This window comes from Burkholderia sp. M6-3 (genome assembly GCF_050858985.1).
Taxonomy (GTDB): domain Bacteria; phylum Pseudomonadota; class Gammaproteobacteria; order Burkholderiales; family Burkholderiaceae; genus Paraburkholderia; species Paraburkholderia caledonica.
Genome location: NZ_CP110090.1, coordinates 2,535,343 through 2,550,825, shown reverse-complemented (window position 1 = coordinate 2,550,825; position 15,483 = coordinate 2,535,343). Strand labels below are relative to the sequence as shown.

The following is a 15,483-nucleotide window of genomic DNA, read 5'->3' as shown; positions in this document are numbered from 1 at the left end:
CCGGCGTAACGCGGCGGTCATCGGCCGCCGTCAGCGTGCGAGATGTCAACGCAGTAACGGTCAAGTTGCCGGCAAGCATGCCGGGTTGTACCTGCCGTTCATATTGATTACAGGGCGGAAAACGCAGAGGTATCGGCATGCATTGGCGACTTGAATGTCTATTCTTCAGACGCCGCGAGTAACGCGCTTCCGGCCGGCTCCGCGGGTCGTTGGCAGCCGTTCCGCGTCCGTGAGAAAGAGGAATGTATGACACGTCCACGACTACGTCGGCCTGCGGGACGCGCACTGCACCGTCTGCAGTCAACCGCAGCCCTCTGGCTCGCCATCGGCATTTCGCTCAGCGGGATGTCGTTAGCACATGCGGCGCCCGCAGCGGGCGTCCTTCCCCAAGGTGGTAGTTACGTGGCCGGCGCGGGCGCGATAGCAAGCCAGGGCAACGGGCTCGTAATCACGCAGCCGGGTTCGACGCGCGGCGTGATCGCATGGAACAGTTTTTCGATTGGCAGGCACAACAGCGTGACGTTCGACAACGGCTCGGGCGCGACGCTGAACCGGGTGACGGGCGGCTCGCCGTCCGAGATCATTGGCCGGCTCAGTGCCACGGGCAGCCTCTATGTGATTAATCCGCAGGGCATCGTCGTGGGATCGTCGGGCGTGGTGACAACTGGCGGTCGTTTCGTCGCGTCCACCCTGGATGTTTGCGACGACGCGTTTATGAAAGGCGGCGGTGCGCTCACGCTGTCGGGCGACTCGCGCGCAAGTGTCACCAACCTCGGCAGGATCAATTCGAGCGGCGGCGATGTATTCCTGATTGCCCGAGACGCGGTCATCAACGATGGCACCCTGGCAGCGCCCAACGGCACGGCGGAACTGGCCACAGGCTCGCAGGTGTTGTTGCAGGATTCGGGCACCAGCAGACAGGTGTTCGTGCAGACAGGCAGTCAGGGCACCGTCGTCAACCAGGGGCAGATAAAAGCGGCGCAGGTCAGCCTGCAGGCCGCCGATGGCAACGTCTATGCCCTCGCGGGCGGTGGCACGCGCATTCGTGCAACCGGGACCGCCAGCCGCGATGGCCACGTCTGGCTCGTCGCCGACGGTGGCACAGTTGACGCCCGTGGCCCGATCGACGCCGCGAGCGCCGACGGCAAGGGCGGCACCGTCGACACGATTGCGGACCGCCTGCGCGTCGGCCGCGTGGACGTGCACGCGGCGCAGTGGAACCTGGCCTCGCCCGTCTTCAGTATCGACCCGGAGACAGCCGCATCGCTCTCGCGCAATCTGTCGCGAGGCACCTCGGTCACGGTCAGCGCCACCGATCCAGCCGCAGGCGATCTCACGGTGAGTTCCGGCATCCGCTGGACGGGCAACGCCGCGCTCGCGCTCGACGCCGCGCACTCGGTCTCAATCGCTTCACGCACGACAGTCGCTAACAGCGGGGCGGGCAATCTCACCTTGCGCGCCGATTCGGCGGGCGCGAACAACGGCGGCAGCGTATTGAACAAAGGCACCATCGACTGGTCGGGGAGCACGGGAACGGTCACGGCGCTCTACGACATGAACGGCAGCTACAGCCCGGGGACGATCCGGAGCAACGCCGACTGGAGCGCCGCAGCATTCAGCGGACTGAAGACGCAGGTCACCGCGTATGAACTCGTCAACAGCCTGGCGGATCTCGCGAGCGTCTCGGCGAATCTCGCGGGCAACTACGCGCTCGGCAAGGACATCGGCGCATCGCAGGCCTCGGCCTTTGCGCCGATCGGCGCGACGGCCACGCCCTTCACCGGCGAGTTCGACGGCATGGGCCAGGTGATCGACGGCATCGTGTTTGCCCCGGGGAACGTGGGCCTGTTCGCGGCCATCGGGACGACGGGCGTGGTACGTAATCTCCGGTTGCTCAATGCGAGCGGGTCGACGTTCCCGCCCAAGCCAGCCGGCCTCGTCGCGGCTCTCAATGCGGGGCTCATCACCAATACCTACTCAAGCGGGGCGATCTCTCTCGTGGGCCTCGAAGGGGTAGTGGCGGGCGGGCTCGTTGGGCAAAACGATGGCTTGATCGAACGCTCGTCGAGCAGCGCGAATGTCCATGTGCCAGCGGGTACGGGCGGCGGGCTCGTCGGCGTCAATAACGGCAGCATCGTGCAGTCGTTCGCGAGCGGCACCGTGGGCGGCTCCTCGCGCGCGGTCATGGGCGGCCTGGTCGGGGTCAACAGCGGCACCATTGCGCAGTCGTACGCTACCGGCAGCGTCTCCGGCATGACCCGTGGCGGACTGGCCGCCTCCAATTCGGGAACTATCCAGGAATCGTTCTCGACCACCGCGATCGGACCCCTCCCTACGTCTGGCCCCCACGGCGGCGTTGTCGGCAGCAACAGCGGCTCGGTGGCCAGCAACGTGTTCTGGGACACCGAGACGAGCGGCACGCTCGATGGCGGACCGGGCGTATCCGCCTCGAACGGCCTGACAACCGCACAGATGAGCACGCCGGCAAGCTTCGGCCCCACCTGGGACTTCAGCCCGACCGGCATCTGGGCCATTCCAGCGGGCGCGACGCATCCGGTTTTGCTCTGGCAGCTCCGGCAATGATGGCACTGCGCCGCTGTATCAATGGTTTCCGCGCGCGTCGGGCAGCCCAATGGCTGAATGAAAACCCTGTGACGTCAGCGTCCGTGGCCTGCCGGCGCCTGGTCGGCTAGCCATCTGATCGCGGCTAGCGATGCGATTGACGGGCAGGTGGTGGGGTCTGAAGAACCTGTCCTTTCTACAGATGAGCTCGACATGCATACAACACGGACCGTATTGCAAGTCAGATCGCCGGAAAGCATCTCAACACGGCGTTCATACACCGTCACACTCGAAGCGCAGACCGTTAGGTCTGTGCTTGGCTTTTTGCCCGCGACGGTACACGTACGAGTTGGAGGGGTTGATCTCCGGTCAGTACTTCATAGGCGCCGACTTCGTCACAATGTTTCATTCCCTATATCCGGAGCGGAGCTTCTGACTGGAATCCACGTCGCTGCTTCGCCCCAGCTGGAATCCGTTGAGATCGCGCGCATCGACGAAAGACAATGTCTGGGCAAGATCATGATTGTCTCGCCGCATCCAGACGACGCAGAGTTGGGAGCGGGAGGCTTATACATGGATCACTGCTGCGACGTCTCGATCGTCACCTTGGCGGCTGGGGACTGGATCAACAAAATGACATCGCAGTACGTGAAAAGACTCGATAACAACCTTGCTGACGCTAGTACGCACAAAGCGACCATCCGTGCATGGAACTCTGTACATACGCCGAGCCTGGGCGGTGTGCCCGTCGAGCGATGCGTGAACCTCGGATTGCCCGATTTGCACCTGATGCATATTGCGACTGAGCAGACGCCTACCGTGGCCGACGCAAAGAAGAAATCAATCTGCCGGTCTTTCAACCAGGTTCCGTTGCCTGGTGACAGGGATGGCGCGATCACGCGCACGGGCACAATCGGTGACCTGTGTCATTTGATCGAGAGCTGGCGACCCACCACGCTGGTCCTGATGGATCCTGAAATTGACGTTCATACGGATCATCGTGCATGCTCGCTTTTGGTGGCGGATGCGCTTGAGCGCAGCGCGCATCAGCCTACAACGGTATTGTTATGTTCAATCCATCACCGCCACCGTCTTTTTTCGCATCCCGGCCATGCCTTCGATGCCGGGTACACCTCATGCGATGCCGACCGCAACCAGCACATCTTCACCGACGTCGAGAATTACGTTCACGTGTTAAGCGACGAGTCAGTCCGAAGAAAAGCTCTCCTATTCGAATCGATGTGCGAACTCTCGCACCATAGAATGCGCTGCTTGAACATTGCACTGAGCTTAATGCGGATCGACTTACCATTCGCATGGACGATCGTCGGTGGTAATCGACATGTATATTACAACCGCTTCCTTCGAAGAACGGAATTCTTCAGATTGGTGAGCGCCGCTGACTTCATCGATGGAATAAAGTCGAATCGCTCAAAATTCCAATGACCCTATTTATCAACGGAAGCTTTCTTGAGAGGAGGATGTGTGGCGTCCGGCGATTCGCTGAGAACGTCACCATCGAGCTAGCGAAATCTGGAGCCGATGTCACATTACTCGCGCCAGCAGGACTGGGAAAGGTCTGCGAGGGGCACATTCGCGTTGCTCCGGTCGGCAATAGCCGCGGAAGCTTCTGGGAACAGGTCGAACTCCCGCAATATCTAAATAAGATTGGCACACCTAAGCTACTCTCTCTGACGAACAACTGCCCCGTCTACTATCGGAACAACGTCCCGACCCTTCATGACCTGGTCTTTTTGGCCCATCCAAGAAGCTTCCCGCGATTCAGGCTACCAATCTATCGTGCTGCGGCAGCACGCATCGTGAAAGGCGCGAAACATATCATCACCGTCAGCGAGTTTTCCAGGAAAGAGATAGCTGCGTATTACAACGTTGCGCCGGAAAATATCAGCGTTGCCTATAACGCCTCGTCCTTTCCTCGTCGACATGATTCGATCCACGAACCAAACCATTCTGTAGAACCGTATTTGTTGTCGTTTCATTCAGAATGTGAGTACAAGAATCTGGCGTTTCTTCTGCGGGTTTTCAACCGGTTGAAAAAGGAACGTTTACACTTGAAGCTAGTCGGTGGACGCGCCGGTATATCTGGAAACGTTCATACGCTTGGGCGCGTGACAGATTCAGAATTGCAACGACTCTATAGCAACGCCATTGCGCTTGTTTTCCCGTCGCTGTATGAGGGGTTCGGACTGCCACCTTTAGAAGCGCAATCGTTGGAATGCCCGGTTGCAGCTGCGCGCATTCCCGCATTGCTAGAGGTGCTTGGAAACGGTGCTCTTTTCTTTGACCCGCGGGACGAGAGCGGCGCATTGACGGCACTGTCCGAGTTGCAGACCAACCTCGCAACGCGCAATAAACTGATCGTGGAGGGTGCGGCTAACGCGGCAAGATTTTCCTGGCAACGCACGGCCAGACGCATACGCGATGTGACAGAGGTGTAGACAGCGTTACGGGTTCAACCCCTTGCAAGTCCACCGCCCCGATGCTGAAACGGACGGCTGCAGAAGCGGTCTCTTGCAGGTCCCGCCAGTATCGAGGTCAATCGCCATGCCCGGCGTGCGAAGACAGATCTACTGCGGCCCGGCGCATCCCGGCGCCCGGAGAGGAAGACGAACGACGTTTTGCATTGCGAGTTCGAGCGAGTGCGCCACGAACGTACTGCGCACACGAACCCTATCCACCGGTCGCTAGTGCTGCACGACACGGGCGTCTTACGAGCCGTCTTGTTATGGTGCCAGGCAAAAGCCAAGTTCTCGAAGCGCTCGTAAATCGTTTCCATCCGAAATTTTGACTGGTTCGCGTGCGGCAATCTTGCGCCAGAGGTTTCAATACTTCGACGACCTCAACCTGACTGATAACCCTCAACTTACGACCTTGATCGAAGAGAGGAGGGGGGCATACGTTCACATGCATGTTTAGTTGAGAAGAACCGCGCCAATTTAGTCTCCACTGACATACACGTGTCCAACGTTAGCGTTGTGGACGACGAGGCCAATGGTCTTGTCAATGCGGTGCCCACACGGAGCGTATCGATCGACACCCTTCAGATCCGGGCGTCGAAAGACTGGTCACGTCGCTCCGACTGTTGTGACCTCACGTGCCGCAGCGACTGCGATCTCGGTCTGCAGCACATTGGCGTCGGCGTATTCACCGATTACATCGTTGCTATCCGACGGACTCACATTGGGTCGCCAGTGTTCGTCGGCCACCCTGTTGATGTGACTTGCCGCTGCTCGCCAGGTACATGCGTCCCGGCGAGCGACGCGCGCGCAAGTTCAGCCGATCTGAACTCTGTCGAGAATCTCGTCTGAGCCAACCTCGAGAGGAACGAAATTGGTCGAGCGCACATAATCCGGTCGCGGCTGCTCGACCTGTTCAGGCTTGTTCTTCACCTGGTTGTAGACGACATAGGCCTGCCATCGATCGTCACCGGACAGGTTGTGACCCGAGGAATGCACGATGTTGGCGTCGAAGAACACGACTGTTCCCGGGCGGCCGATGATAGGCACGGCCTTGGGATGACTGGACAAAATATCGAGCATCGTCGGCTTGGGTACAACGTAGAAGCGGTAACCGGTTGCCTCATCGAACGTCGGATCGAGTGAACCAAGCTTGTGGCTTCCCGGGATGAAGTAGAGACATCCGCCCATTTCGGTCGGCTCGTCGAGCATGACCAACGCGGTTGTCATCTGCGGTTCTTTCACGCCGTCGATGTGCCAGGTGCCGAAGTCCTGATGCCATTGCCAGACGGAGCCGTCGATAGCCGTCTTCAGATTGCACTTCGTGTGATAGACGTAGAGTTCGGGATCGTCGATCAGTTGTTGTGCCGGCTCGAGCAATCTGGGGGAGCGCACTGCGGAGTGAAAGACCGCCGATGCCGTCGGACTTTCTGTTTCGTGAACTTTGTAGATCGTCTTCGCGATGCCGCCCGTTTTTTCACGGACGAGATGGTCGGTGTCGATCTTCTGGATCCGGCGCAACTCGCTCTTCATTTGCTCGACTTCTTCTTCCGAGAAAAGCTCCGGCAGAACAACGAATCCATCGCGCTCGTACGCTTCCAATTGTGACGCGGTAAGTTTCATGAGGGCATCTCCTGACTTGTTGGTGTGATGTCATGATCCTAAGACCCGTCACGTCCAATGTAAAAGATATAATTAGTTGCGCATCGATACCTGAAAGGTTCCGAATGGAGCTGCGTCATCTTCGCTACTTTCTTACGGTGGCACGCACACTCAACTTCACGAAGGCGGCGGAGGAACTGCACATGGCCCAGCCGCCGTTGAGCCGGCAGATACGGGAACTGGAAGAAGAACTCGGCGTGGCGCTTTTCGAGCGCCGGGGCAAACGCGTTTTCCTTTCATCGGCGGGCCAGGTTTTCGAAGAACGGGCCAGGCGAATTCTGGCGGACACGAACTCCGCGATCGTGGATTCGCAACGCGCCGCAAGAGGGGAAATCGGCCGGGTGGCGGTCGGGTTCTTTGAGCACATCGCGTACACGCTGCTGCCGCCGCTCTTGCGTGAATTCCAGCAGCGTTACCCCGCGGTGACAGTCGAACTTCGATGGTTTTCCTCTGCGGAACAGATCAATGCGCTGGATCGAGGGGACGTCGATCTGGCCTTCGTTCGCTCTTTGCCGCCGGATACCCAACTAAACAGCGTCTTGTTGCTTCAGGAGCCGTTTTACGTTGCCATCGCGAAGGACAACCCTCTCGCAGCGAAACGGCAGATTTCCATCAAGGACTGTATGCACCTGCGCGTCATCAATTACCGGAAAGATGTCGCGCCGGACTATCACGCCACCATCAACCAGTTGTGCGCCCTGGCGGGCTTCTCTCCTTCCACGAGCTTCGAAATGGGACAGATCTACGCGTCCCTTGGCCTCGTAAGCGCCGGGTTTGGTGTGACGCTCGTACCTGCGTCGGTTCAACGAACGCACATGGACAACGTCGTTTATCGTCCACTGCGCGAACAGCACGCGCAAAGCGAACTCTACCTCGCGTGGAAGGAACCCAACCCGCCCGCTGCGCTAGGCTCTTTTGTTCAGCTCGCGTGCGAAATAGCCGCGCGCGCACCGGGCAAAGCGAAGGTCGAGTAAGGCAAACGGTACGACCTCAATTGCGATGAACAGGCTAGTTTTCCGGTTGAACTGTCAGCACAACTGCTTTGATTCGTGGCCGCCGTATGTAGCGTTGATTTGACTGCTTTTGCTGTCGCGTTAGAAGGCAGTGTGAAGCCGCTGAAGCAGCTCATCTAACGTCATGTCTCGCTTTGGCACGATCCGTATCAGCTAGGACAGCGGCCAAATTTATCGGGGGATATAGTCGACGCACGGAGATGTCTTGATCACAATAGCTGGGTGACGGACAGCTATACGGTGCAAAGCCGCCGTTCAACTGTCCTTTCATGCCGTGGAAACCAACGACTGCACATGGCCGATTGGGTGAAGCCGCCAACGGCCGCTCATGCGCAGTCCGGTTCCGCACACCGCCGCAATGGCGGTGTGCGTCGGGAAGTGCCTGCTGTATGGCGTTTTCTCTGGAAGGGATGCCCCAGGAGTTGGGCGCAGACCTGTTCCTCTATTCGCTCCCAAAAAAAGTGCCTGTTCCCCGTCGCGAAAATCCGTGTAGGATACTGTACATCCATACAGGTTTTTTCGTCCATGACTGCCTCTTCTCCACCGCCCGAAGCGATACACCCGTCCCTGTGGCGGGCGTCCCAGCTTGCGCGTGGCCGGGGGCAGGTGGTCGACACCGGCTACCCGGCGCTATCGGCTGAACTGCCCGGTGGCGGCTGGCCAGTGGGCGCACTGGTCGACCTGCTCGTGCAGCAGCCGGGTGTAGGCGAGCTGCGGCTGCTGCGTCCGGCACTTAGTGCAGCGGGCAACCGGCCCATTGCGTTCGTCCAGCCCCCGCATACGCCGGACGGCCTCGGGCTCAGCTACATCGGCTTGTCGCTTGAGCAGGTGCTGCGCGTTAAGGCGCAGAAAACGGCGGACGCGTTGTGGTCGGCAGAACAGATTCTGCGTGCCGGCAGTTGCGGTGCGCTGATTTTCTGGGCGCAGTATGCGCAGGCTTCGTCGCTTCGGCGCCTGCATCTGGCGGCGCAGTCGTCGGAGACGCTTTTTGTCATGGTGCGGCCGCTCGCGAGCGCTCAGGACGCGTCGCCGGCGCTATTGCGGCTGGCGCTCAAACCATCTGCCGACGGCCTGACCGTCGACATCGTGAAACGACGAGGGCCCTCGCGCGCGGAGCCCCTGTCGATTCCCCTTCAACCCACTCCTGTTCTGCTGTCACGACATGCGCGTCTTCCTCGCCGTTCACCTGCCGAAGTTGCCGCTCGAAGTTTTCAGGCCGAAGTGGTCGCCTGAGCCCGCTCACGGCAGTGTCGTGCTCGAGAAGGACAAGGTCGTGATTGCGGACAGCGTCGCGCGCGCGGCCGGAGTGAGGCTCGGCATGAAACGCGGGGGCGTGCTCACGCTGTCGCCCGAGACGGACATGCACGAACGCGACTTCGCCCGCGAGCAGTCCGCACAACGCGAGGTCGGTATCGCGCTAATGCGCTTTTCGCCCGAGGTCGCGCTGCTCGATGAAGCGACCGTCGTCGTGGAAATAGGCGCGAGCCTGCGCCTCTTTGGCGGCCTGCTTGCGCTGTGCCGCGAGGCGAAGGCGCTGCTTGCCACGCTCGGTCTCACCGCGCGCGTGAGTGCCGCGCCGACCGGCCAGGGCGCGTGGCTGCTGGCGCGATATGCGAAGGGGCGGGGCGCGCGGCGCGTGCTGAAGCTGTCCACGCTCGAGCAGCGTCTTGCCGCGCTGCCCATGATCGCGGTCCCCGAAGTGCGCGAGTTCGCCGACTGGTTCGCGGGGCTCGGCTGCGAAACTATCGCCGACATTCGCCGGCTGCCGCGCGCCGGCTTGCAGCGGCGTTGCGGCGAGCACCTGCTCGATTCGCTCGACCGCGCATTCGGCACCGCGCCGGAACTCTTCGACTGGCTCGAACTGCCGCCCACGTTTTCCGCGCGCATCGAAATGCCTGACCGGCTCGAACATGCGGACGGCGCCGTGTTCGGCGCGCATCGGCTGATCGTGCAGTTGTGCGGCTGGCTCTGCGCAAAGCAGTTGGCGGTCACCGCAATACGTTTGTTGCTGGAGCACGAGCGGGGGCGCGACGCCATTGAACCCACCACCATCGACATTGCCCTCGGCGAGCCAACGTGGCGTGAAGAACACCTGGTGAGGCTGCTCAAGGAACGCTTGCATCGCATCGAGCTCACCGCGCCGGTTATCGCATTGCGTCTGGATGCCTCGAAAGTGGAGTCCGCTGCGCCGGCTTCGGATACGCTTTTTCCTGAGCCCGGCGGCTCAAAGGAAGATCATGCACGGCTACTCGAACTGCTGGTCGCCCGCCTGGGTGACGAGAACGTGCTGCGGCCCGCGCCGAGTCCCGACCATCGGCCGGAAGTCGCCAACTGCTGGGTGCCGGTGACGCAACCGGTGAAGCCCGCAGTCATACCGGAAGGCTTGCCGAGGCCCACGTGGATGCTCGATACGCCGGTGCGCTTGATAATGCGCCAGCATCGTCCGTTCTATGGCTCGCCGCTGCGCATGGTGTCGCCGGGGGAGCGTATCGAGGCGGGCTGGTTCGACGGCGAACTCGTGACGCGTGACTACTTTGTCGCTCAGGCCGACGACCAGAGCTGCTACTGGATTTACCGCGAACGTGTCAGCAGCCGCGACGCCGAAGAAGACCAGCGGTGGTTCCTTCATGGCCTTTTCGGATGACGCGCCATGGACACCACCTTCAGCATGCTGCCGGCGTATGCCGAGCTTTTCTGCCTCTCCAATTTTTCGTTTCTGCGTGGCGCGTCGCACGCCGAGGAACTCGCTGAGCGCGCCGCGCAACTGGGTTATTCGGCGCTTGCCATTACCGACGAGTGCTCGCTTGCCGGTGTGGTGCGCGCGCACGTCGCGGCGAAAGAAGCGAAGCTGCCGTTTATCGTCGGCTCCTACTTTCGTCTGGTGAACGCCGACGGCTCGCCGGCATTCGGACTCATCCTGCTGGCAAAAAATCGCGAGGGCTATGGCAATCTGTCCGAACTCATCACACTGGCGCGTACGCGCGCGCCGAAGGGCGAATACCGGCTCACGCCGCAGGACCTGTCGCGACCGGAGAAGGAATACCGGCACCTGCTGGGCCTGCCGGACTGCCTGGCCATTCTCGTGCCGACCTTCCCGGCAAAAGAAGAAGTGCTCGATGCCCAGGTCGAATGGCTGGACGAGACCTTTCCCGCACGCGCGTGGGTTGGCCTGGTGCTTCATCAGCGGGCGATGGACGACATGCACCGCGGCGCGGTCGAATTCGTCGCGCGCAACCGGGACGTGCCGGTGGTCGCACTCGGCGAAGTGGTCATGCACGTGCGTTCAAGAAAACCGCTGCAGGACACGATAACCGCCATTCGCGTCGGCAAGCCGGTTCATGAATGCGGATACGAGCTTGCGCCGAATGCGGAGCAGCACCTGCGCTCGCGGCTGCGGCTGGCCAATCTGTATTCGCCGGAGGCACTTGCCGCGACCGTCGATATCGCCGCGCGCTGCACCTTCTCGCTCGACGAACTGCGCTACGAGTATCCCGACGAACTGATACCGCCCGGCTTCACGCCGACTGCCTATCTCCGGCAGGAGACGTACATCGGCGCGCAACGGCGCTTTCCGTCGGGTATTCCGCACCACGTGCAGGAACAGATCGAGCACGAACTTGAACTGATTGCCGACCTGCAGTATGAGCCGTACTTCCTGACGGTCTACGACCTGGTCCGCTTTGCGCGCAGTCAGCACATTCTGTGTCAGGGACGCGGATCGGCAGCCAATTCGGCCGTCTGCTATTGCCTCGGCGTGACGGAAGTGGACCCCGCGCGCGGCAACATGCTTTTCGAGCGCTTCATCTCGAAAGAGCGCGGGGAGCCGCCTGACATCGACGTCGACTTCGAGCATCAGCGGCGCGAAGAAGTGATTCAGTACATCTATCGCAAGTACGGTCGCGATCGCGCGGCGATTGCCGCTGCGGTCTCGACGTATCGTGCGCGTGGCGTCTTGCGCGAAACGGGTAAGGCGCTCGGCGTCGATATGCAGATAGTCGATGCGGTCGCCAAGTCGCATCACTGGTTCGATAACAGTGCGGACCTGCTGAAGCGCTTCGAGGAATGCGGGCTGAACCCGCAAACGCCGCTCATCCGCGCGTGGGCCACGCTCGCCGCGCAACTGTATGGCTTTCCGCGGCATCTGTCGCAGCACTCGGGCGGGTTCGTCATCAGCCGTGGCAAGCTCACCCGCCTCGTTCCCGTTGAGAACGCCGCGATGGCAGAGCGCAGCGTCATCCAATGGGACAAGGACGACCTCGAATCGCTGGGGCTGCTCAAGATCGACGTGCTTGCGCTCGGCATGCTGTCGGCCATTCGGCGCACGCTCGACCTCGTATCGGAGCAGCGCGGCGAGCGCTTCGAGATGCAGGACATTCCTTCAGAAGACGATGCGACCTACGACATGATTTCCGCCGCCGACACGGTGGGCGTCTTCCAGATCGAGTCGCGCGCACAGATGTCGATGCTGCCGCGCATGCGGCCTCGAACGTTCTACGACCTGGTGATCGAAGTGGCCATCGTGCGGCCGGGTCCGATTCAGGGTGGTGCGGTTCATCCTTATCTGCGCCGTCGCCAGGGCTTTGAGCCGGTCACCTATCCGAGCAAGGATTTGGAGACCGCGCTGGGCCGCACGCTCGGTGTGCCGATTTTTCAGGAGCAGGTGATGCAGGTCGCAATTCTCGCCGCGGGCTTTACGGCGGGGGAAGCCGACCAGTTGCGGCGCGCAATGGCGGCGTGGAAACGCAAGGGTGGTCTCGGCAAATACTATGACCGCATTGTGCTCGGCATGCAGGAGCGGGGCTATGACCTTGCGTTTGCGGAAGCCATCTTCGAACAGATAAAAGGTTTTGGCGAATATGGTTTTCCGGAGAGTCATGCCGCGAGCTTCGCGCTGCTCGTGTATGCGAGCAGTTGGCTCAAATGCCATGAGCCCGAGGCATTTCTGGCCGCCATGCTCAACAGCCAGCCCATGGGCTTTTACTCGCCATCGCAACTCGTGCAGGATGCGCAACGGCATGGTGTCAGCGTACTGCCAGTCGATGTGACTATCAGTGGGTGGAACTCGTCTCTTGAGCGTATTGGGGATGCCGCACGGCCTGCGGTGCGTCTGGGTCTGTCGCTGCTACGTGGCATGAAGGAGGGCACAGCCGAGCGGATTGAGAATGCGCGTGCGGTGCGCCCGTTCGCAAGCGCGAAAGACCTCGCGCGTCGCGCGGCGCTCGATCGCCGGGACCTGCATATCCTGGCGGACGCCAATGCGCTGGTCTCGCTTGCCGGCAACCGGCGCGAGGCGCTCTGGCAGTCGGTCGCAGCCGTGCCGGACAAGGACATGCTTGCAGTCGCGGCCGTCGAGGACGAAACGCCCGAACTCGGCGCGCCCTCCGAAGCACACGACATCGTGGCGGATTACCGCTCGGTGGGTCTGACGCTCGGGCGCCATCCGCTGGAACTTTTGCGCCCGCAGTTGCTGGCAAACCGGTTGATGCCGGCTGCGACGCTGCGCACTTATCGCGACGGCCGGCTTGCGCGAGGCTGCGGTATTGTCACCGTGCGGCAGCGTCCCGGCACCGCGAAAGGCGTGGTGTTCGTGACGATCGAAGACGAAACGGGCAACGTGAACGTCATCGTGTGGCCAAGCCTTCTCGAGAAGCAACGCAAGGAAGCGCTCAGTGCGTCGCTGCTGGCTGTTTATGGAGTATGGCAATGCCAGGGCGAGGTCCGGCATCTGGTGGCACAACGGCTTGTCGATATGTCGCATCTGCTGGGCGGGCTGCATTCCGTTAGCAGGAATTTTTGCTGAGACGTTGGTGCGCTTCGAGCGGTCGTCAACGTTGAGCGCATGCTTGCAGAGGCAAAAATCGCGATATCCGGTTCAGGCGGATGTATCGCCGCGCCACGGAAAGGCGGCCAACACCTCGCGTATCGCCGTATCGAACGGCGTGCGGCGGCCAATCCCGAGTTGCTCCAGCCGGTCCGACGCCAGGTGGCAATTATGCGGACGCGGCGTCGCATCGGCCGGCGTGTGTTGCGGCACGAGCCGCGCGTCGAGTTGCAGCGCTTGCGCGAGGCGCATGGCGATCTCGTACTTGGTCATCGGTTCGTCGCCCGACCATTGCACGATGCCGCGAATTGCGTCACCCGCGGCGTGACGCTCGAGCATCTGCCGGATCACGAACGCGACGTCCGGCGTGAAGGTCGGATAGCGGATCGCCCATGCGTCCATGCTGGCCGCTTTTCCCTGCGCCGATGCCGACGCGGCAATGGCCGGCACGAGACTCGTCACGGCGGATTCCGCCCAATCGACAATCGGCCCATACAGCAGCGGCAAGCGCAGCACGCAGCCGCGGTCGGTCGTGTCGGTCAACGCCTGCTCGCCGTCCAGCTTGCTGCGCCCATATGCATTGAGCGGCGCCGGTGTGGAATCCGGCCGATAGGGCGGATGAGTGCCGTCGAAAACGTAATCGGTGGAAATGGACAGCGTCCATGCGCCTCGCCGGTGCGCGGCGGCGGCGATCGCGCGCACGGCATCCACATTGAGCGCGCGGGCCACTTCCGGCTGACGCTCGCACACATCCGGTCGACGCTCGGCGGCGGCAATCACGAGTGCATCCGGCGCTTCGCGCTCCACGAACTGCTCGACTGCACGCGGATCGCGGACATCGAGCGTGACGGTGTTCGGCGCTGGCCGGCTGAAGGCAGTGCCGACGACTTGCCACGCGGGCTGAGCCGCCAGTTCGTCGACGACAGCGCGACCGAGCAGGCCAGAAGCTCCTATGACAGCGACCTTAAACATAATCCGCGTTCCCCTTAGCTCGTTGCGCCGGGCGACACGCCTTTGACCGTGTAGCCGGCCTCGTCGATGGCGGCTTTCAATGCGTCGACCGATTGCGTCGACTCGACCGCGACCCGGCCCGCCGCGAGATCCACCTGCACTTGCGCAGCTTCGTCGTGCTCGCGAATAGCGTTGGTGACGGCCGCCACGCAATGCTGGCAGCTCATGCCTTCAACCTGGAATTCGGTTTTCATCGGAATTGCCTCGGGGAAATGTCGGTTTAGATGATTGAATTATGCCTTCCCGACCAGATTTAGGTGACTGACCTTCCCATCATGGGAAGGTGTACGATCGACGCATTCAGTGGGGAACAGTGATGAACATTGGTGAAGCGGCCCGCGCGTCGGGCGTCACGGCGAAAATGATTCGCTACTACGAAAGCGTCGGCTTGCTCGCGGCGAAATCCCGAACGACTGCCGGCTATCGTGTCTACGGTCCGCAGGAGGTGCATTCACTGCGCTTCATTCGCCGGGCGCGCCGGCTCGGCTTTCTTGTGGAAGACATCCGGCGGCTGCTCGCGCTGTGGCACGACCGCACGCGCGCGAGTGCCGAAGTGAAGGCAATCGCGCTAGACCACGTGGCCGAACTCGATCGACGCATCGCCGAACTCACCGATATGCGCGACACGCTGGCGCATCTTGCCAACCATTGTCACGGCGACGACCGTCCGGAATGTCCAATTATCGAGGGGCTTGCGGACGCCGGCATGGTTTCGGCGGAGAGCGGGAACGGTTGCAAGGGGTTTTCGAAGGCGGACGTTAACGCGTAGCGATGCGGGCTGGCGATTTGGGGCTTTATGCACCTAATTCGTGCATAAAGTGAGTCTCCCTCATACTTTTTGGTCTACGGGCGTTTCTGCCTCTCAATCAAATCAACGTGCTTTATGCACCTATGGAGTGCGTCATTCCATTTTGGAATGCACATCATGCGAGCATTT

Annotated in this window: 11 protein-coding genes; 8 read left to right on the top strand and 3 right to left on the bottom strand. The window is 61.3% G+C overall.

Annotated elements, in window-relative coordinates:
- Positions 1-246: 246 nt before the first annotated feature.
- The 3 genes from OH764_RS10855 to OH764_RS10845 all read left to right on the top strand — a co-directional run bounded on the left by OH764_RS10855 (position 247) and on the right by OH764_RS10845 (position 5,021).
- A complete protein-coding gene (locus OH764_RS10855; protein WP_498846800.1) occupies positions 247-2,583 on the top strand; it encodes a two-partner secretion domain-containing protein in 2,337 nt (778 codons plus the stop codon).
- 498 nt (positions 2,584-3,081) lie between these two features.
- Positions 3,082-4,008 (top strand): PIG-L deacetylase family protein, encoded by a 927-nt coding sequence (locus OH764_RS10850; RefSeq protein WP_498846799.1) that lies wholly within the window; start codon positions 3,082-3,084, stop codon positions 4,006-4,008.
- On the top strand, positions 4,005-5,021 hold the full coding sequence (locus OH764_RS10845; RefSeq protein WP_498846798.1) for a glycosyltransferase family 4 protein: 1,017 nt from the start codon (positions 4,005-4,007) through the stop codon (positions 5,019-5,021). The genes OH764_RS10850 and OH764_RS10845 overlap by 4 nt, the downstream gene beginning before the upstream one ends.
- Positions 5,022-5,855: 834 nt before the next feature.
- Here the strand turns inward: OH764_RS10845 and OH764_RS10840 are convergent.
- A complete protein-coding gene (locus OH764_RS10840) occupies positions 5,856-6,662 on the bottom strand; it encodes a phytanoyl-CoA dioxygenase family protein (protein ID WP_498846797.1) in 807 nt (268 codons plus the stop codon).
- Positions 6,663-6,766: 104 nt separating this feature from the next.
- On the opposite strand from OH764_RS10840, the gene OH764_RS10835 reads away from it, so the two are divergent.
- From OH764_RS10835 to OH764_RS10820, 4 genes are all read left to right on the top strand, one after another.
- Positions 6,767-7,675, top strand: coding sequence for a LysR family transcriptional regulator (locus tag OH764_RS10835; protein WP_408260921.1), 909 nt, complete (start codon positions 6,767-6,769; stop codon positions 7,673-7,675).
- Between the two features lie 564 nt (positions 7,676-8,239).
- A complete protein-coding gene (gene imuA, locus OH764_RS10830; protein ID WP_027779232.1) occupies positions 8,240-8,947 on the top strand; it encodes a translesion DNA synthesis-associated protein ImuA in 708 nt (235 codons plus the stop codon).
- A complete protein-coding gene (locus OH764_RS10825) occupies positions 8,877-10,358 on the top strand; it encodes a Y-family DNA polymerase (RefSeq protein ID WP_408476030.1) in 1,482 nt (493 codons plus the stop codon). Before imuA ends, OH764_RS10825 begins: the two co-directional genes overlap by 71 nt.
- 6 nt (positions 10,359-10,364) lie before the next feature.
- Positions 10,365-13,514, top strand: a complete 3,150-nt coding sequence (locus OH764_RS10820; RefSeq protein ID WP_498846796.1) for an error-prone DNA polymerase — start codon at positions 10,365-10,367, stop codon at positions 13,512-13,514.
- 72 nt (positions 13,515-13,586) lie between these two features.
- Here the strand turns inward: OH764_RS10820 and OH764_RS10815 are convergent, their stop codons facing one another.
- A complete protein-coding gene (locus OH764_RS10815) occupies positions 13,587-14,507 on the bottom strand; it encodes a dTDP-4-dehydrorhamnose reductase family protein (protein ID WP_498846795.1) in 921 nt (306 codons plus the stop codon).
- Positions 14,508-14,521: 14 nt separating this feature from the next.
- A complete protein-coding gene (locus OH764_RS10810) occupies positions 14,522-14,740 on the bottom strand; it encodes a heavy-metal-associated domain-containing protein (protein WP_498846794.1) in 219 nt (72 codons plus the stop codon).
- Positions 14,741-14,862: 122 nt separating this feature from the next.
- Between OH764_RS10810 and cueR the strand changes: the two genes are divergently transcribed.
- Positions 14,863-15,315 carry a Cu(I)-responsive transcriptional regulator gene (gene cueR, locus OH764_RS10805; RefSeq protein ID WP_498846793.1) on the top strand — a complete coding sequence of 151 codons (453 nt, stop codon included), beginning with the start codon at positions 14,863-14,865 and terminating at the stop codon, positions 15,313-15,315.
- The last annotated feature ends 168 nt before the right edge of the window (positions 15,316-15,483 follow it).